The organism is Colwellia sp. 6M3, from assembly GCF_014077595.1.
Taxonomy (GTDB): Bacteria; Pseudomonadota; Gammaproteobacteria; order Enterobacterales; family Alteromonadaceae; genus Cognaticolwellia.
Map to the genome: position 1 here is coordinate 1 of NZ_JACGWF010000010.1, position 18473 is coordinate 18473.

Annotated in this window: 16 protein-coding genes and 1 other RNA gene; 9 read left to right on the forward strand and 8 right to left on the reverse strand. The window is 37.8% G+C overall.

The features are described from left to right. The first annotated feature begins 237 nt into the window (after positions 1-237). Together H4J50_RS19825 and putA are read left to right on the forward strand one after the other, a co-directional pair. Positions 238-768 carry a prepilin-type N-terminal cleavage/methylation domain-containing protein gene (locus tag H4J50_RS19825; RefSeq protein WP_182254552.1) on the forward strand — a complete coding sequence of 177 codons (531 nt, stop codon included), beginning with the start codon at positions 238-240 and terminating at the stop codon, positions 766-768. Between the two features lie 557 nt (positions 769-1325). Next, complete coding sequence (gene putA / locus H4J50_RS03860; protein WP_182254553.1) at positions 1326-5162, forward strand: bifunctional proline dehydrogenase/L-glutamate gamma-semialdehyde dehydrogenase PutA; 3837 nt, start codon at positions 1326-1328, stop codon at positions 5160-5162. Positions 5163-5300: 138 nt separating this feature from the next. Here the strand turns inward: putA and H4J50_RS03865 are convergent, their stop codons facing one another. Continuing rightward, a complete protein-coding gene (locus tag H4J50_RS03865) occupies positions 5301-6029 on the reverse strand; it encodes a DUF1499 domain-containing protein (protein ID WP_182254554.1) in 729 nt (242 codons plus the stop codon). A 474-nt stretch (positions 6030-6503) separates the two neighbouring features. Between H4J50_RS03865 and H4J50_RS03870 the strand changes: the two genes are divergently transcribed. Beyond that, positions 6504-6917, forward strand: coding sequence for a GFA family protein (locus H4J50_RS03870; protein ID WP_220466091.1), 414 nt, complete (start codon positions 6504-6506; stop codon positions 6915-6917). 121 nt (positions 6918-7038) lie between these two features. Here the strand turns inward: H4J50_RS03870 and H4J50_RS03875 are convergent, their stop codons facing one another. Beyond that, positions 7039-7668 (reverse strand): DUF5610 domain-containing protein, encoded by a 630-nt coding sequence (locus H4J50_RS03875; protein ID WP_182254555.1) that lies wholly within the window; start codon positions 7666-7668, stop codon positions 7039-7041. Between the two features lie 267 nt (positions 7669-7935). Between H4J50_RS03875 and H4J50_RS03880 the strand changes: the two genes are divergently transcribed. Further along, complete coding sequence (locus H4J50_RS03880) at positions 7936-8253, forward strand: hypothetical protein (RefSeq protein ID WP_182254556.1); 318 nt, start codon at positions 7936-7938, stop codon at positions 8251-8253. Between the two features lie 71 nt (positions 8254-8324). Here H4J50_RS03880 and H4J50_RS03885 read toward each other — a convergent pair whose 3' ends face one another. The 4 genes from H4J50_RS03885 to rnpB form a co-directional block, all read right to left on the reverse strand. Then, complete coding sequence (locus tag H4J50_RS03885; protein WP_182254558.1) at positions 8325-9473, reverse strand: ATP-grasp domain-containing protein; 1149 nt, start codon at positions 9471-9473, stop codon at positions 8325-8327. A gap of 114 nt (positions 9474-9587) precedes the next feature. Next, on the reverse strand, positions 9588-10448 hold the full coding sequence (locus tag H4J50_RS03890) for a hypothetical protein (protein WP_182254560.1): 861 nt from the start codon (positions 10446-10448) through the stop codon (positions 9588-9590). Continuing rightward, entirely contained in the window at positions 10435-11652 is a 1218-nt protein-coding gene (locus H4J50_RS03895) for a hypothetical protein (protein WP_182254562.1), read from the reverse strand. Before H4J50_RS03895 ends, H4J50_RS03890 begins: the two co-directional genes overlap by 14 nt. 638 nt (positions 11653-12290) lie before the next feature. After that, an RNA gene (gene rnpB / locus H4J50_RS03900) (RNase P RNA component class A) lies at positions 12291-12724 on the reverse strand. A 101-nt stretch (positions 12725-12825) separates the two neighbouring features. On the opposite strand from rnpB, the gene H4J50_RS03905 reads away from it, so the two are divergent. Then, positions 12826-13479, forward strand: a complete 654-nt coding sequence (locus H4J50_RS03905; protein ID WP_220466092.1) for a glutathione S-transferase family protein — start codon at positions 12826-12828, stop codon at positions 13477-13479. A gap of 3 nt (positions 13480-13482) precedes the next feature. Here H4J50_RS03905 and rsmI read toward each other — a convergent pair whose 3' ends face one another. Then, positions 13483-14340, reverse strand: coding sequence for a 16S rRNA (cytidine(1402)-2'-O)-methyltransferase (rsmI, locus tag H4J50_RS03910; RefSeq protein ID WP_182254564.1), 858 nt, complete (start codon positions 14338-14340; stop codon positions 13483-13485). Positions 14341-14417: 77 nt separating this feature from the next. On the opposite strand from rsmI, the gene H4J50_RS03915 reads away from it, so the two are divergent. From H4J50_RS03915 to dolP, 4 genes are read left to right on the forward strand one after another with little or no spacing between them, the layout of a single operon-like run. Continuing rightward, positions 14418-16280, forward strand: coding sequence for a penicillin-binding protein activator (locus H4J50_RS03915; protein ID WP_182254566.1), 1863 nt, complete (start codon positions 14418-14420; stop codon positions 16278-16280). 13 nt (positions 16281-16293) lie between these two features. Continuing rightward, entirely contained in the window at positions 16294-16641 is a 348-nt protein-coding gene (locus H4J50_RS03920) for a YraN family protein (RefSeq protein ID WP_310733252.1), read from the forward strand. Positions 16642-16683: 42 nt separating this feature from the next. Then, positions 16684-17274: a phosphoheptose isomerase gene (locus H4J50_RS03925; RefSeq protein WP_081180055.1), complete on the forward strand. Its 591-nt coding sequence runs from the start codon at positions 16684-16686 to the stop codon at positions 17272-17274. Position 17275: 1 nt separating this feature from the next. After that, positions 17276-17863 carry a division/outer membrane stress-associated lipid-binding lipoprotein gene (dolP, locus tag H4J50_RS03930; RefSeq protein ID WP_239059095.1) on the forward strand — a complete coding sequence of 196 codons (588 nt, stop codon included), beginning with the start codon at positions 17276-17278 and terminating at the stop codon, positions 17861-17863. Between the two features lie 132 nt (positions 17864-17995). Here dolP and H4J50_RS03935 read toward each other — a convergent pair whose 3' ends face one another. Further along, positions 17996-18406, reverse strand: a complete 411-nt coding sequence (locus H4J50_RS03935) for a hypothetical protein (RefSeq protein WP_182254568.1) — start codon at positions 18404-18406, stop codon at positions 17996-17998. Positions 18407-18473 lie beyond the last annotated feature (67 nt).

Consider the following 18473-nt stretch of genomic DNA (forward strand, 5'->3'; position numbering starts at 1 on the left):
TAATAATAAAGCATTAAAATTGAAGTTCAATATATATTTATATACCCGATTAAAGTCACAACCAAATGATAGTTTTAATCGTATTATATTAAAACTTACAGCGCTGAATTATAAGATATTCAAAAAATTCAATTGAAATTTTATATTTTCAATACCCTGTATTTTATGGTAATTTGCTCGAAATATCTCAAATTAGTTAATAATTTTCATTAATTATTAACTTTATAAGCACAAAGTATGTTTAATCACCAAAATAAACGCATAAACCAATCTGGCTTTACATTAATTGAACTAGTCGTTGTCATTATTATTATCGGGATTCTAGCCGCTACAGCCGCTCCAAAATTAATTAATATTAGCTCAGAGGCTAATGTGGCTGTTTTAAAATCGATGGGAGGCGCCGTTTTATCAGGTGCTAAATCAGTTTATACAAAATCATTAATCGCTGGAGTACAGGATCAACAAAAAACGACTATCGATCTTAATGGCGATGGTGTCGATGACGTTGAGGTATCTTATGGTTACCCAAGTGCGAGTAGAGGTAATGGTATTTCAAAAATAATGGCCAGTAACTTTGTAACTGAGTGGACGTGGTCTACAACCTACGGTGATACACGTTTTTGGTTAACTACCGCTTCATTAGGTGGCCGCTCAGGACAGTATGTTAATCAAACTGCCGTTCTAGCAAGCGGTTGTTATATTCTTTATGATCCTGCGCTAGCTCCAGGGGACTCGCCCTCAATCAGTTACATTACAACAGACTGCTAGTAAAAATTCGACCTTACTTTCGCTGATTAAGCTAATGCGCATTGATCTTGGTCTTGGTCTTGGTCTTGGTCTTGGTCTTGGTCTTGTAGAAAATGATGATAAATTATTTTAAAGTGCACTTTTTTATAAAACAACTACCCACCACTTTCACAAAGTAAAAATTCATTCAACATATGATAGAAATCCCCCCTCTTATTGGGATAATTTTAAGTGGGATAATTTTAAGCTCTATCATTTATTAAAATTTTCACATCACCCCCTTCCTTTACTAAGCTATACCTAGCCTTTCATTGTGGCCGATATCAGTATCAGGCCACATATAGTTAATGGTGCGGCTCAATATTATTTAAGTTAAGTCGAATGACGAAATATCCATAAGTAATGGCTGAAAGTATGTTATATGGCAATATCAATATTCCGCACTATTTAAAATGGTTTAAAAGTAAAATTTAACTAGCACATACGGTTCAGTTTTCATTAGAATGCTCGCATTATTTCTATTGTAACTATCGCTAACGATTACCAAGTTATTCGTTAGTCATTTTGAGGAAAAGCATATGCTTTTTAATGGTTCGTTTATCTCAGATTGCCCTACTCGTCAAAAAATTCGTGATTTTTATCGAATTGATGAAAATACAGCGGTAGATCATATTTTGCCCCTTGCTGAAGTAAATGTAAGTGCCCGAAGTCGTGCTTGGGAAAGAGCACGTAAAATGGTGCTTAAAATACGTAATGACCAGTCAGGTAACGGCGCAATAGATGCCTTATTAAATGAGTATTCATTATCCAGTGAAGAAGGCGTAGTATTAATGTGTTTAGCCGAAGCTTTGCTGCGCGTGCCAGACAAACATACTCAAGATGCGCTTATTCGTGACAAAATTTCTCAAGGCCAATGGAGCTCACATTTAGGCAGCAGCGAATCATTATTCGTTAACGCTTCTTCATGGGGTTTATTAATCACTGGCGCGATGGTGAATTATGCCGATAAACGTAAGCAAGACAGCTTTGGTTTATTGAAAAAAACCATCGGACGTTTAGGTGAGCCAGTTATTCGTAAATCAATGAACTATGCCATGAAAGTTATGGGCAAACAGTTCGTGATGGGTGAAACCATTGTTGCCGCTACAGAGCGTGCTGCAGAAAAAGAACAAAAAGGCTATGTATATTCTTACGATATGCTTGGTGAAGGCGCACGTACAATGGCCGATGCAGAACGTTACTTAAAAGCGTATCAAGATGCGATAGAAACCATTGGTAAAGTTGCTCGTGCTTCAGGTAAAAATGATCCACGTCGCGTACCAGGTATTTCGGTGAAACTTTCTGCGATTCATCCGCGCTACGAATTTACTCACCAAGCACGTGTTATGGCAGAAGTTGTGCCAAAGCTTAAAGCGCTTTGCTTACAAGCAAAAAGTTACAACATTGGTTTAACGGTTGATGCAGAAGAGTCTGAACGTTTAGATATTTCGCTTGATGTGATTGAAGCGGTATTTAGTGATGACGAATTAGCCGGCTGGGATGGTTTTGGCATAGCTTTGCAAGCGTATCAAAAACGTGCCATTTTCGTGGTCGATTGGTTACGTGAATTAACCTTGCGTGTTAATCGTAAAATGATGGTACGTTTGGTTAAAGGTGCCTACTGGGATACCGAGATTAAAAATGCCCAAAAAGATGGCCTCAAAAATTTCCCTGTATTCACGCGTAAATCTTCTACTGACGTTTCATACCACGCGTGTGCAAATAAGTTATTAGAATATAGAGATACAATTTACCCACAGTTTGCCACTCATAACGCCTACACTGCAGCCACTATTGTAGAATTAGCGGGTGATGATAAAGAAGGTTTTGAGTTTCAATGTTTACACGGTATGGGCGATTCGTTATACGACCAAATTGTATCTCTTGAAAGTATTCAGTGCCGTATTTATGCTCCTGTTGGTCACCATGAAGACTTACTCGCATACTTGGTTCGTCGTTTATTAGAAAATGGCGCTAACTCTTCTTTTGTTAACGCCATTGTTGATGAGTCTCAGCCTGTTGAGTCATTACTGGAAGATCCAGTTGAAAAAACTCAACGTTTAAAAGATAAATATAATCATCAAATTATCAGACCTATTGCCTTATATCATGATAAAAAAGGCTTGGGTCGCGATAATTCTAAAGGCTTAGATTTAACCGATATTAATGTGATCACCCCGTTAAAGTTATCATTAGATAACTGGTTTGAAGCGAACGAAATTAATAGTAGTGACCTTCCTGAAGGCGCTGTCGCTGTGATGAACCCTGCAAACCATCAAGAAATTATTGGTTTTCATCATCACCACAGCAAAGATGACATGCTTGCGATGATTGATACGGCGCAAACTGCTTTTGCTTCATGGTCACAAACGCCAGTTACCGAGCGTGCAGCACTATTATGCCGTGTTGCCGATATTCTTGAGCGCCATACTGACGAACTTATCGCCTTATGTATAAAAGAAGCCGGTAAAGTTGCTCAAGACGGTATTGATGAAGTACGTGAAGCTGTCGACTTCTGTCGTTATTATGCCGAACAAGCAATTGAAGTTGCTGCAGATGAACGTTTAGAAGCACGTGGTGTAGTACTTTGTATTAGCCCATGGAATTTCCCATTAGCGATATTTTTAGGCCAAGTGGCTGCTGCTATTGCGACTGGTAATACGGTATTAGCAAAACCTGCTGAGCAAACCAGTTTAATTGCCTTGCGTACCATTGAATTAATGATGTCCGTTGGCTTGCCAGCAGGTGTAGTGCAAGCGGTAATTGCTCGTGGTAGTGAAGTAGGTAACGTAATTATTCCTGATGCGCGCATTCAAACTGTTATGTTTACTGGCTCAACGGAAACCGGCACCATTATTTCACAAACCTTAGCAGATAGAGGCGGCGATCAAGTGCCACTCATTGCTGAAACCGGCGGTCAAAACTGTATGATAGTTGACTCTACCGCTTTGCCTGAGCAAGTAGTAGACGATGTTATTTCTTCTGGCTTTCAATCAGCAGGTCAACGTTGCTCAGCCTTACGTGTATTATTCTTGCAAGAAGATATCGCAGATGATGTGATTACTATGCTTAAAGGCGCTTTAGCTGAGTTACATGTTGGTAACCCAGAATTTTTAAGTACCGACATTGGTCCAGTTATCGACCAAAAAGCACTTTCTGCGCTTAATGCCCATAGCGATTACATGAAAGCTAATGGCAAATTGCTCTACCAGTGCACCCTTGGTGAAGAAATTACTAACAACCTCGCTGAAAACGAACATTTCTTTTTTGCGCCTCGTCTATATGAAATTGACGATATTAGTGTATTAAAGAAAGAAGTTTTCGGTCCATGTGTACATGTTGTTCGTTTTAAAGGCAATGACATAGAAGCTGTTGTTGATAAAATTAATGGTACTGGTTTTGGCTTAACCATGGGTATTCATACTCGTATTGAGCATCGTGCGTTTGAGCTAGCTAAACTGTCTCGCGCAGGTAATGTATACATTAACCGCAACATGATTGGCGCTATTGTTGGTGTGCAACCCTTTGGTGGCCGTGGCCTTTCAGGTACTGGACCAAAAGCCGGTGGACCAAACTACTTAACCCGTTTAGTTATAGAAAAAGCGACTCCTGATGCTGAGCAATTTAACTTACTGCCTGCACAAGTTGAAGCCTTAGACGGTGATAGTCAATCAGATGCTGAATCCGTATTGTTTATGGATATAGCCAATGCGGCAGAAAAAGCATGGCGCTTAACAGAACTCAATAATCGTATTTCTTGTGTACGTCAACTCTTAGCAAAAATTGCTCATGTAGGTATTGTTGATGATTTAGCGGAAGATTTAAATCGCACGCTAACATCAGCGCGTTCACAGTTAATTGATATTGAAAAACGCATGAAAAAGCCAACATTTTTACCGGGACCAACAGGTGAATCTAATATTTTGTATTTAGAAAACCGCGGTAATATTATATGTTTTGCTGATGCAACCGTAAGCTTTCACTTCTGGGTGCTTTCAATTGTAACGGCGCTAGCAACGGGTAATACCGTGATCAGTGTTGTATCAGATTTGTATTACGATGAAGCCATCGCTTTTAGAGATAAGTTTCTTTCTACTGGTGCAGAAGAAGGCGTATTCCAAGTAGCTCGTTTACGTCATTTATCAACTATGTTATCGCATCCTGCGTTAGCCGGTGTGGTGGTTGACAGTAACTGTGATCGTAAACATTACATCAGCGAAAAATTAGCGGAACGTAAAGGTGCAATTTTACCGGTCATCAGCTCTGAATACTTTGATAGCTTAATTCAGCGTTTGTTAACTGAAAAAACCGTCAGCATTGATACTACAGCCTCTGGTGGTAACACGTCATTAATGACTTTGGTTGAAGAAGATTAACGTTTAAGTACTAATAAATGTTAAATAAAAAGGGCATCAAATGATGCCCTTTTTTAGTGTTTATTTTACTACACACTTTAGTTCTGACTGAAACTCTAACTATAGCTCTAACTATAACAATCAGTGATGGTATTTTAGTTACTTGTTAGCAAAAGCCGTAATAAACTTTTCCACTCGAGCAGCATTAGCACCAAGATCCGAACCGCCAATACGAGAAATTGAACGCAAATCTATTTTACTACTTGCCCCTACCGCTTGAACACGAATAGCAATATCATCTTTAAATGCCCATAGTGCCGAGGTATCAACCGCTTCAATAAGTCCTTGTTGCTCATTTTTAGCGACCACATCCCAGCCTAAACTTGAGGCAACGTTAAGGGCCTTAGCAAACGCTTGTTCTTTATCTAATTGACTGATAATTGGCTTTAATTTTGGATATGCAGCAAGTTGCAGCGGCTCAAGTTTTTCTCGATCATAAGCCAACGGATTGCTGCTTTCACCACGCAGCGCAATAATGGCGTCGAATTCAGGTAGATTAACCGTATCAGTACTCACTTGATGTATAAAAGGTAGTGATTTTGCTTTAGAAGCTTGCATCGACAAACCTATAACAGGTATAGCAGATAGTATCGCGATAAAGGCACAACGTTTTGCCAACGGGTATTGTTTCTTAAAGAGAGTAAAAAGCCCAATCAATATCGACAATGCTAATACCGCGATACTGATATAACCGGTATATTTAATAATTTGAAAAGACACTCCCATTGGCCATAACTCCATTCGGTAAGCGATTACAGCAATTGGAAAGCCCAACAGCAAAGGAATAACAACAGCTTTTAAAGCTTTAGTGATGGTGTTAATTAACATAAATATCCTCATGTTTTTTATATGGCGTACTAGGTTTAAATTGGTTTTTAAGTCTAAATAGCTACAGCCATTTCTAGTGCATTGAACAACAGTTGGCATTTTGACACTTAAACTAACATATAAAAAGTGCTTTGCACTCAAACGCTAATGTTAGCGATAGTAAAAATTAAATACCGTAAAATTAATGACTAACAACCTAAATACATTATCCAGATGTAGATACGTAAATTAGCTAATATTGGATCTTAAACTTTAAATTCGACATCAATATTCAAAGATAGTTGGTGGCAAAGATTTATTATAAATTTAGCTTTACAAAGCACTAAATAAGTTTGATTTATCAAAAGCGAATGTTAGCCTTCTAACCAGTAGAAAGTTCAGTAAAGTATTTACATAACGGTGCATAGTATTATGCTTTTCGTCGTTAAGTATTAGAATTTGTGCAGGCAATTTTAACATTAGAGAGTTAATTAAATGATAAATAATAAAATCAATGGCAGTTGTTTATGCGGTAAAGTTTCCAGTACCGTAGAAGGGCCTTTTAATAAATTTTATCAGTGCTACTGTGATAGGTGTCAGAAAAAAACTGGTTCAGCCTTTGCTGCATTGATGTTCACTACACCGGATAAAATACAGTGGCACTCTGGGCAAGCGTTAATTAAGCGTTTTGACTTACCCCAAGCGCAACGTTTCAGCAATTGCTTTTGTAGTGAATGCGGTTCTCAGGTTCCTTATATCAGCCGCGATGGTGCTTTTTTAATAGTCCCTGCAGGTTATGTTACCGGTGATCCTGGCATTAAGCCTTCAGCAAATATTTTCTGGGCAGAACGACCTTGTTGGTTCGAAGAAGGTAAGCAAGCAGAGAACTTTGAAGACTACCCGAAATAATTTTCCTTAAGCATTATAAGAAGAATGTTATTCGTTATATATTGCTGCGCTAGTGATGTTAGCTCAGCAATAATATTGTTTTAATTTATATATTGTTTTAATTTAAATATTAGTTTCGATTTTATAGTTCAGATTGTTGCTCATCAGTATCACTTAGCGCATCGACAAAAGCCTGTAATCCTGATTGTACTAACGCATAAGTTTTATCAATATTATCAGTAACATCACCCTCTAATACTTTTAAACCGCCAAGAATATCTTTCGCTTCACCAAAACCTTGGTCAATGCCGCCACTAATAATGTCAACAAAAGCAGTTAGCGACTCCTCCTGACTCATTTGTGGATTTTGTTCTCGGTAAGCACCTAAAAATTGAGTACTAAAAGATACAATACGCTCTGCCGTTGCTTCTGGGCTAAAGTCGACGCCTGACTCATAAGCCTCTTCAACATTTTTTTCAACCCCTGATGCTTTAAGCGCTTCGTTTATTCCTTGTAACGCCGTTTTTAATACCAATGACAGCGGTTGATCGCCAACGGTTGTATTGTACTTCAGTGAAGATTCTATAATTGCTGCATTAAGCTGCTTTTTGCTACTAACAAAAATAGAGTCTTGCGTTGGGTTAATTTTTTTCTCTTGTGCAAGTTCAGATACTTGTTGCCCCACAGGCTTACTATCAGAATTTTCTGACGCTTTTGTTAATGATCTAACATCTTGACTGTAAGTATCATTAGGCTTAATGGGTGAGCTCATAAAATTAACCTTCTATTTTCAAAACGTATCTAAAGTATCGGCACATTGGAGTATAACTTAAGTTTCGAGCTGTATATATTTCATGCATAACCTAAGGGGTTTGTACCTTGTTTATGTAAAGCTAATTTCAATCAAGCTAAGCGAGTAAATATTTATTTAAGCAACAATCACTTACCTTACTGGTTTAGGCATATAACATCAGAATTTATATACCTTAAACGGTAAGTGCTATATGTTAGGAGCATCAACATTTACCAATTAAAAAAAATGGCATTAAAAGTAGATTTAAAACAATTCCTAGACGATCAGGGCAACGAAATAGCATTAACTGATCAAGCAAAAACAGTGTTCTATTTTATTACTAACATCGTGCTTTGCGTTACCAAACATATTGAGCAACCAACCGTTGAGGTAGATTTGAAATGTAGTACTCGAGCAAAAAATCTTGATTGTGAAGGTAGCATTAAAGCCAGTTGCTTAGCACCTAACATGATTAATTGGCATTGCGATTGCTGTGAAGCCAGTGGAAGTATCTCAAATTGGCAATATAGCAAGTGGGACAAGCAGTTGCGCACACTCCATTAATACTTAAGTCAGTACTAACAAATGACATAAGTCTTCAGTAAAAGTAAAAGTAAAAGTATTTAAATTTACCTCTACTGCTTCATTTTAATCACTAGGTTATTTTCAACAATCTTTAATTTTTCAAGCAAGGCTTCTCTTGTATCTGCCGACATGAGTACGTGGCCGACTTCGCTACTCGTGCTGTCTCGTTCACCAACCAAAGTACCAGGCTCAACTTTACATTTAAATTGCTTAACTTCTTTAAGTTCCTTAAGTAATGCTATGCCTGACACCTCATCAACAATACCTGCGCCTGGGTGGATCATAAACACACAAGAAAATTTCTTCGCCTTTACGGGTAAGGGTTTTGGCGTGGCTGCTGTTTCAAGTTCTACATAAGTTTTCCAAGGGTTGAACCCATAAGCATACTCAATTAACTCCATGTAATAACCACCTGGCGGTCGAACGGCCATTTCGCCGAATACAGGGCCATTTTTTGTCAGGTAAAATTCGGCATGTGTCATACCATTTTTAACGCCAAAGCCAGCGATAACACGATCATTAATATTTATAATATTTTCTAATAACTCTGCTTCAAAGGCCGCGGGAACGATAGATTTTTTCCACTGATGAAGATATTCAGTAATATTGTGAAAGATAGGTACGCCATTATGAATAAACGTTTCCACACTTACTTCTGTCCCATCAACAAAAGCTTCAGCTAATAACCCCGGTTTTGCATGCAACTTGATTTCATCGAGGTTGTTCAGCACCATAACGCCCCTTGCACCCGACTCTGCTACAGGCTTAACAACAAGTGGAAGTCCTAACTTAGCTGCTAATATTTCAGGGGTATCTTGATCACTTATTAGATGAAACTTTGTAATAGGTATATTGTGTTTGAGCGCTTCCAACTTCATTTCATTTTTATTATGTAACAAGTTGGTAGTTTTTAGTGGAGTGCCGGTGAGTTTAAATTGCTTACGGATCATAGCCGCAATGTCTACGCTTGATTCTGTAGCGGCAATAACGAACTCGATATTAAATTCTTCAATAGCTTCTATGTCAGTAGTTAAAAGCTGTTTTTCGCAACTTTTAAACGGAGTTTCAATCCAACCAGCCAACTTTTCTTTCCGGCTTTCGTGCAAAGGCCCATCGCTCCATAAAAACACGGTATGACCCATTCTTAATGCCGCACGATAACATCGACCTCTTTTACCAACAATTAATACATTAGCCATTAAACCACCCTTGATATTGATTCACTCAGGTGTTAATAAACCCAAGTTTAGTTAACTTATGTGCAATTAAATATAAGATAATATCCGCTGTTAATTCAATAGAAAATGTAAAATTTATCCTATTGTCCCGCAAACTTTTTGAAATAATTTTGACTGTTGCAAAGCGTCCATAGTGCCATTATAAATTTGTTGATCTTTTATTTTAGATGGCTTGGGAGTAAGGTTAAATTGTTGACATAACTTTGCTCCCTCTGGTGTATAAGCAAGCGCAATAACTCCCTTTACCTGCGCTCTGATAGCACTATTATTGAGTTGTTCGAAGAGATGTTTGAGCATGTTCATCAATATTGATTTTTTTTGTAATGACGGTTTTATAACCACACTAGGTATATACAAAAATATATCTTGGTCGGTTATTTCAGACAGACCTTCGATACTATCTTCAACCAACTCACCGCAAGACATTTGCTGATATTCTGTTGCTGTTAATTTAATAAAACCAAATTGCCCAACAAGTTCACCCGCTAACAAAACAGCGGTAAAAAGATCTGCATTTTTACTACGAAGCCTAACCCAATGGTCTAACTCATTGTCATTCGGTATGTAATTGCCAATGCCTTGGGCTGAAATATCGATTGAAGATTTTACAACATCTTTTACTTCCCAACCAAGATCAATCAAATCCGTATAACTAGCAAAATCGACATCATTAATACTTAGCTCATTTTTCGCCGCTTCCAACCATGTTGGAAAATCGCTCAAGCTTACACCTTGATAGTACCAATTAATCCATTCGATCCATGTCAACTCATTACCCTGAGAATCAACTGTTAGCAGCTGTAACATTCTCTTATTTTTGAACACAGGTTTAGCCGTTAAGTATGCTTGTAAAGCTTTCTTCTCTTGATTGGTGAATACTTTTTCTTGGAATTTTTTACTGGATTCAAAAATAGCTGCTAAGTCATATTTTTGCATTTTTTTTCTTCTGTTTATAACTGATAAATAACACTAAAAGGCCAGCAAGTAAGGCAGTAGAAATGCCTGCACCAATTAAAGATAAAAATTCAACTGAGCTAAACCATTTACCGTTTAGTATCCTGGTAAACAGTAAATAGCAATGCGGTGCTAATTCAAAAATAAATAAAATCACCGCAATTATATACAATATGTTATTTTTCTTTTCTTGCTCAATACCTTCTTTTAAATTTATACGGTATTGCAATAATTGTTGGTTTTTTTCATATAACTCAAAATGCTGGTTAACCCCAAACCTCTCATCAAGGTTATTAGCGAGTTGTTGTGCAGTAAGATAATTAAAAATCTTAATATCCCAAAATGGAATAGTCGAAGAAAACTCTGAGGTTAATTTATTTAGCACTTCTAATGCGAGTAAATCATTTTGCTCTATCGCAATGAGTACTTGTTTATTTGTACGAACAACTGCAGCCTCTTTATATAGTAGCGCTTCAAGTACAAACAAAAATGTTCCATCTGACGCTAATGCTGGATATTCGTGTTCACTATTTCGTCTATCTATGCGAATAACGCTATTTTTTCCGACAAAAATATCACTACTATCGTATTGCGCCACATTGGTAGACATTTGATGCTTAAACTCTTTCGAGGTAATTTGCGCCGACATGTTTTTAGACGCGTATGTTTCATTAGCAAAGTAATAAGGTAAAACGTCTTGAGGTATTTCTTGTCTCGTTGATAAACAAGCTTTTGCTGACGTTGTTACAACTGAAACGCCCCATTGAGCAACCAAGCTTTCTATGCTGACACCTTCACCACAGTCGTTGGTAAATAACAGGCTTCCTTTTGATAACCTATCTAGTAATTGCGAGGCGGGTAATTCCTTTTCAAAAAGCCTAATGGTAATAACAGCTAGGCCAGTTTTACGATGAAGTGATAAAAACAATTCTGCATTTTGATGACACTTTTGTTCAAAATGGCTTTCCAAATCATCAAAGCACTCAAGCGGAAATGTACCTAAATAAGATCTAATCAGTGATTTATGTACGTCACTTGATATTTCATCGTTATATTTATCGGCGAGATCGTCAATAAAAGCTTTATGGTGAGGTTCACAGGCTAAAGGCTGTTTAAAGGCAGCATTTTTATTGAGATACGCAGGGATAAGAATGTAAACATTCCCTGAAAAAACTTCATCACTCAATGTATTTTCACTCCAATATGTTAATTAAAAACTCAGGTACAAAAACTTAAATACATAAACAATCAGCCATTAAAAATACAAATACTGGGTTGATAAATGGCTAGAGTCTGATTGTTTACGCCGTTATTTTTTAAAATCACTTTATCAACATTTGCTCGGTATTCAAATATTACAGAGAAAAGGTACTCTCCCCAAAATATAACAACGCGAATAAACAATGGCTAAAAGGTAAGTTCGATAAGAATAAGTTAACTCAATTAGGCGATAAATGTAAGTAAGTACGCCTAAAAACAAGCTATTTAATTGATATAAATTTCACCATTAAGTAACTATTATTAAAAAGAAAGTTATATTAAAAGTCATTTATAAATCACTCAATCTGATCAAGTTAAAATTATTAATAACAAACATTATGGCTGCAGCTATTTTGGTAAGAGTACAACCTAGCCGCTAACGTAAAATACACGATAAAGGGTGGTTAACTTTGCGTAACGCTAAAAAGCACTCAAGGGTATCAAGCGATAAAATATCTATTTTATATTTATCTAAGCCAGCAATGAGATGTTTCAACAGCGAACAGTTATACATAATTTAGGCACAAAAAAGCCTCGATATTGCTATCGAGGCTTAATGTAAAATTGGTGAGATTGACGCATAAGCCGGGTTTTGTATCTCTTCCGAAGAAAAGTGACAATCATTCGTCTAGGCCTTAAATCGCTCTAAGGCTCAAGCAACCTACCCGGTTTCCACGCGAGCCACGCTTATACTATGCTAACTTGCGCTAACGTAGTCATGAAACCCTATTTGGTCTTGCTCCGGGTGGAGTTTACCTTGCAATTACTGTTACCAGCAATCCGGTGCGCTCTTACCGCACCCTTTCAGCCTTACCTGTGAAGTTCCTAAGAACAACCATCGGCGGTCTTCTCTCTGCTGCACTTGTCGTGGGCTCACGCCCCCCAGGCGTTACCTGGCACCCTGCTCATTGGAGCCCGGACTTTCCTCCCCCCTATCTGTCTACCTCTTATTAAAATAAGCGGCACAACGATAAAGCAGCGATTGTCTCGTCAACTCGGCGCGCATTCTACCCCATATTTTTGCTAAGGTCTAAATTTAATATCGTTATGAGTACTTGGCTGCTATAGTATTTTTCAAAAAAATGATTAGGCTTTATTTATGATCGAACTTTGGCATTGTCACAATACTCGTTCACTACGAGTTTTATGGGCTTTGGAAGAAATGCAGCTTGAATATAAGCTTCACTTATTATCCTTTCCACCACGGTTTTTAGACAAAGAATATTTAGAGACTAACCCGCTAGGCACCGTACCTTTTCTAAAAGATGGTGATACTACACTGACAGAATCAAGTGCAATGTTGTTATACCTTGCAGAGCGTTATCAACAAACTGATTTTACCCTATCAGCTGCGCACCCCGAATACGGTTCTTATCTTAACTGGCTATTTAGCAGTGATGCTACCCTGACATTTCCACAAACATTAGTTTTGCGTTATAGCCAATTTGAACAACCTGAACGTCAACAGCCACAGGTGGTGAAAGATTATGCCATTTGGTATTTAGCGCGGTTAAAACGGTTAAACGCTCATTTAGAAAATAATGATTTTTTGGTAGATAATAAATTTACCGTGGCCGATATCAGTGTAGGCTATGCACTTTATTTAGGGGAGTTACTCGGGCTTGCCACGCAATATCAGCCTCAAACACAAGCTTACCTACAAAGACTTAAAAGTAGAGCAAGCTTTATTGCAATAAAAAATACAGGTGAAGAGATTAGTCATTATACAATAAAGCCGGTAGTTCTAGCGTAAACTCTACTCTTCACTCTTCATCGCAAGGGCATACTCATAAAGGGCGTTTTTCTTCACACCATGAATTTCCGCTGCTATTGCACAAGCCCTTTTAGGTTTCATTTCTGTTAATAATAACTTCAACGTTGCGACAACATGGGCAGGTATATCAGTTGGATCGATCTTTTTACCTTCAATTATCAGTACCATTTCACCTTTTAGCTGATTAGGATCGCTTTGCAAAAACGTTAATAAATTATCAGCGGTGTCTGAATGAATAGTTTCAAATGTTTTAGTTAATTCTCGCGCCATAACAACATAACGTTCACCGCCAAGCGTTTTTACTATATCTTCAACCGTATCAATAGCACGGCGTGGGGCATCATAAAAAACCATGGTTCGAGTTTCATTAGCTAATGCATTCAATGTTGATTGTCGTGCACCTGTTTTTGACGGTAAAAAACCTTCAAAAGTAAATCTGTCAGTTGGTAAGCCTGCAACAGAAAGCGCCGCTATAGCCGCACAAGCGCCGGGAATAGGTGAAACACTTAACCCTTGTTGGCGACAATGACGCACTAAATGAAAGCCCGGGTCACTAATCAAAGGTGTACCAGCATCTGACACAAGTGCTACGCTTTTACCTTCTTTTAATAGTGCCGCAATTTGTTCTTGGCGCTGACGCTCGTTATGATCATGCATCGACATGGTTTTATTTTTAATCGCAAATGCCGATAACAAACGTTGAGTATGCCGAGTGTCTTCACAGGCAATAATATCGACCTGTTCGAGTATATCTTTCGCCCGTTGACTAAGATCACCTAAGTTACCTATAGGTGTAGCAACAATATATAAGGTGCTGGGCAAAATTTGAGAATCCGACATAATAAAATACTTGTGTTGAGACTGAAGAGGATGAAGTTTATTATAAAGCACTATTAAAAAGTATGGATTTATTAACTTTGACACTTACTAAATGGTTTTCGTCTTATAAAAGTGGCTTTTGTGCATTTGCTGCAGTGGTTATTTTAGCCAGTTGCTCAACAACTAAACAAAGTAAACCAACCACATCAGCGAATAAACAAGCTGATGTGTTAAAAACGTCTGAAACAAATTTAACCGCAGAGCAATTAGTTGCTCAAGCATCATCACAGGTGGCTTCAAACCAGCAGGCGGAATCGGTGATCTCGTTATTAAGCGCGAGTGAACTCTATTTATCTCAAGAAAACCCACATAAAGCACTTTGGTTGGCTAAACAACTTGAAGTATTAGCGTCATCTCCAGCCCAGCAATATCAACTTGCTATTATTGAAGCTAAAAGTTACGCAATCTTATCAAAAATACCACAAGCTTATTTAGCATTGGAAAACGCCGAATACATTAGAGATTCAGCGCAACTTGTTTATCGTGTTGATTATTTTCAAACATTAGCCGATGTGCAAACACAAAGAGATTTGCCCATTGCCGCACTCGATGCAAGCTTAAGAGCATTTGCTGCTAACACCCAAGCCACAGACAGCGACATTGATGTAATTTGGCAGAAATTTTGCCTATTATCGCCTTGGCAGCTTCAACAGTTAGAAAAAATGTCTGCACCCAATATTAAAGGTTGGAGTAAATTAATCACTTTTGCTAATAAGTTTGGTTATGATGATGCTAGGTTGCAGCGATATTTAAGCCAATGGCAACGAGAATTTAGCACCCATCCTGCCCAATATATAGTGGCGAACTTGAGTCAACAGATACCAACCACGACCAATGTGATAGAAAACATAGCAGTTATTATTCCACTTTCAGGTAAACAAGAGCTTGCAGGAAAAGTAGCGCAACAAGGTATACTCGCGGCTTATAATATTGAAAGCGGTAAAACCTTACACTTTATCGACTCAACAACCTTAGATATGAGTACACTAAATGCCAAGCTACTCGAACTTAATATTGATTACGTTATTGGCCCGCTACTCAAGCAAAATGTAAACAGCTACTTAGCGCAAACTGAAATAACATTACCTACGCTTTTACTTAACTTACCTGCAACAGCAACTTTATTGCCACATCAAGTTGCGCTTTCAATGCGCCCTGAAGAAGAAGCAACACAAGCAGCAACAACATTGAGCCGCCAGCAGTATAAGTACCCACTGATATTAAGTCATCAAGACAGCTCTAGCAGACGAATAGCACAGACATTTAGCCAACAATGGCAACATATAACCGGCAAAGCTCCTGAGACAGTATTTTTTAATAGCGATGCTAAAATGCAAAACCAACTTAAAGCCAGCTTAGGAGTTGACCTAAGCCAGCAACGTACAAAAGAGTTGAACCGACACATAAAGTACACAATTAAAAGTGAATTACGTAATCGTCGTGATATTGATATGATATATGTGGTCGGTTTACCGTTAGAAACCAAGCTATTAAAGCCTTATATTGACGTTAACATTAGTCCGTTTGCCGAAATTATTCCGGTATTTGCAAGCTCACGTAGTCATAGCACTAAAATAGATAAAAGTGATAATCGAGATCTGTCTGGCTTAATATTTACTGAAATGCCTTGGCAATTGCGCAGTAAACAACAAAATAAAGCCTTAGCAGCCCAAGCTAAGAAGCTTTGGCCAAATCGTAGTGACAGCTTACAAACTATATTTGCTATGGGTTTTGACAGTTTAGCGCTAATAGATAAAATTTCTGCCATGCAAAACAAAACTTATGTGCGACATTATGGTCAAACCGGAATATTACAATTAGGAAAAGATAATATTTTAACCCGTAGCTTAATTTGGGGTAAATATAGTCGCAGCAAGGTACAAGAATTTGCTATGGACTAACAAAGCTAACACAGTGACCACAGGAAAAAATAGTGAGCAATTAGCCGCTCACTATTTAGCTCAACAAGGTCTATTATTAAAGACATGCAATTTTCAAAATCGCCGTGGTGAAATTGATTTAATCATGATTGAAAATGATGTTTTCGTGTTTGTGGAAGTAAAATACCGTAAAAATTCACACTTTGGTGGTGCTATTGCCGCTGTTTCCATTAAAAAACAGCAAAAAATTAAGCAATGTGCGGCATTTTATCTGCAACAAGCCGGATTAAATGAATATAATACCCCTTGCCGATTCGATGTTATCGCGATGCAAGGCAATATAAATAACCCAGATATTACTTGGCTTAAGAATGCCTTTTAATCAATGCCTTTTAAGAACTGAAATAACGGAGCTAAGTCCATCATGTTAGAACGGATAAAAAGTAATTTTACTGAAAGCATACAAACAAAAATTGCCGCCAGCGAATTATTGGCAGGGCCAATTGAACAAGCTGGAATGACGATGGTACAAAGTCTATTAGCCGGTAATAAAATATTAGCCTGTGGCAATGGTGGCTCAGCCGGTGATGCTCAACACTTTTCTGCAGAGCTACTTAACAGATATGAAACCGAACGTCCGCCGTTACCTGCAATTGCTTTAACGACTGACAGTTCCACCATTACTTCTATTGGTAATGACTACCACTTTGATGAAATTTTCTCTAAGCAAGTACGTGCACTAGGTAACAATGGCGATGTTTTACTTGCCATTTCTACTAGCGGTAACTCTCGTAACGTTATTAAAGCCATTGAAACAGCAGTTTCACGTGATATGCCTATTATTGCTTTAACTGGTGGCGACGGCGGTGATATTGCTGGCCTTCTAGGTGAAAACGATGTTGAAATTCGCGTACCATCAAGCCGTACAGCTCGAATTCAAGAAGTCCACTTAGTCGTTATTCATTGCTTATGTGACATTATAGATACGACATTATTTCCGCAAACTGAGGGCTAGTATGTCAATGAAATCAATTATCAGTACAATTACAATTGCGGTCTTACTGCAAGGCTGTGTGGCTGCCGCTGTTGTTGGTGTTGTCGGCGGTGCGAGTGTTGCAACCGACAATCGTTCTTTGGGCAACCAAATAGATGACCAAAAGATTGAAATTGATGCTCAGGCGAAACTTAGAAAAAGCGATGCTTTAAGTGACAATACCAACCTACAAGTGATCAGTGTTAATGGTAGCGTATTAGTCATTGGTCAAGCACCTAACAGTTATTTACGTGATCAAGCAATTAAAGCGATAAATGAAGTTAATGGCGTTAAGCAACTTCACAACCAAATTCGCGTCAGCAACACAACATCTTTTACTACTAAAACAAATGACGTGTGGCTAACATCAAAAGTAAAAACTTCTTTATTTGGCACTGATAAACTCGATGCGACCAATATTAAAGTAGTCACTGAAAATGGCGAAGTTTTTTTAATGGGCTTGGTAACTAAAGAACAAGCGACTATTGCGGTAGAAATTGCACGAAATGTAAGTGGCGTTAATCGTGTATTTAAAATATTCGAATATGTTGAGGTAAAGTCAGCGGGTTAATCACTTAAAACGCTGACTTTTAAACTGACTTAAACACAAAAGCAAACCTATTGGTTTGCTTTTTACTTTGAGTTTGAGTTTGAGTGTTCAATTTAGTTACATCAATTAGAAAATACGCTGCCTTTTAAAATATCACTTAAAAATGACTGTTTGCTCACTGCTACTCATTAACTCATGTTTTAACCATTGCAATGCTTGTTGCCACTCGAGCTCTAAACCTGAAAAAATACAACAATTCCATTTGTCATATGCACGCGTTAAATTCAACTTTTCAACCATTGCCTTGCTTTTATCCGAGTAATAAACAAAAGCAATGGCTTTTAAACCTTCATAAGAACCGATGGATAATTGTGCTTCATAACTATAAGTATATTCATTAACCCTATTGATTAGCATGCCGAAACTTCCAAATAAATGTGCTTTAAAAAACACATCACACTCTTCAATCATTTCAAGTGATAACTCAATACCTTCATCAATAGTCACTTCAACAATATTTTCAGCGAGCAATGTAAAGTAACCAAAGCTTAATCTATGTTTCATTATGCTCCTCTTAATTGCTTATTATTGTAACTGTTGTTGTAGCTTTCGCTAATTTGCCCTCTTATTT

Bases quoted from the DNA above. Each gene is read 5' to 3' on its own strand.
- H4J50_RS03865 (WP_182254554.1), bottom strand. From the start codon at position 6,029: ATGTTAATTAACACCATCACTAAAGCTTTAAAAGCTGTTGTTATTCCT.
- putA (WP_182254553.1), top strand. From the start codon at position 1,326: ATGCTTTTTAATGGTTCGTTTATCTCAGATTGCCCTACTCGTCAAAAA.
- rsmI (WP_182254564.1), bottom strand. From the start codon at position 14,340: ATGTCGGATTCTCAAATTTTGCCCAGCACCTTATATATTGTTGCTACA.
- H4J50_RS03870 (WP_220466091.1), top strand. From the start codon at position 6,504: ATGATAAATAATAAAATCAATGGCAGTTGTTTATGCGGTAAAGTTTCC.
- H4J50_RS03875 (WP_182254555.1), bottom strand. From the start codon at position 7,668: ATGAGCTCACCCATTAAGCCTAATGATACTTACAGTCAAGATGTTAGA.
- H4J50_RS03935 (WP_182254568.1), bottom strand. From the start codon at position 18,406: ATGAAACATAGATTAAGCTTTGGTTACTTTACATTGCTCGCTGAAAAT.
- H4J50_RS03880 (WP_182254556.1), top strand. From the start codon at position 7,936: ATGGCATTAAAAGTAGATTTAAAACAATTCCTAGACGATCAGGGCAAC.
- dolP (WP_239059095.1), top strand. From the start codon at position 17,276: ATGTCAATGAAATCAATTATCAGTACAATTACAATTGCGGTCTTACTG.
- H4J50_RS03925 (WP_081180055.1), top strand. From the start codon at position 16,684: ATGTTAGAACGGATAAAAAGTAATTTTACTGAAAGCATACAAACAAAA.
- H4J50_RS19825 (WP_182254552.1), top strand. From the start codon at position 238: ATGTTTAATCACCAAAATAAACGCATAAACCAATCTGGCTTTACATTA.
- H4J50_RS03890 (WP_182254560.1), bottom strand. From the start codon at position 10,448: ATGCAAAAATATGACTTAGCAGCTATTTTTGAATCCAGTAAAAAATTC.
- H4J50_RS03905 (WP_220466092.1), top strand. From the start codon at position 12,826: ATGATCGAACTTTGGCATTGTCACAATACTCGTTCACTACGAGTTTTA.
- H4J50_RS03885 (WP_182254558.1), bottom strand. From the start codon at position 9,473: ATGGCTAATGTATTAATTGTTGGTAAAAGAGGTCGATGTTATCGTGCG.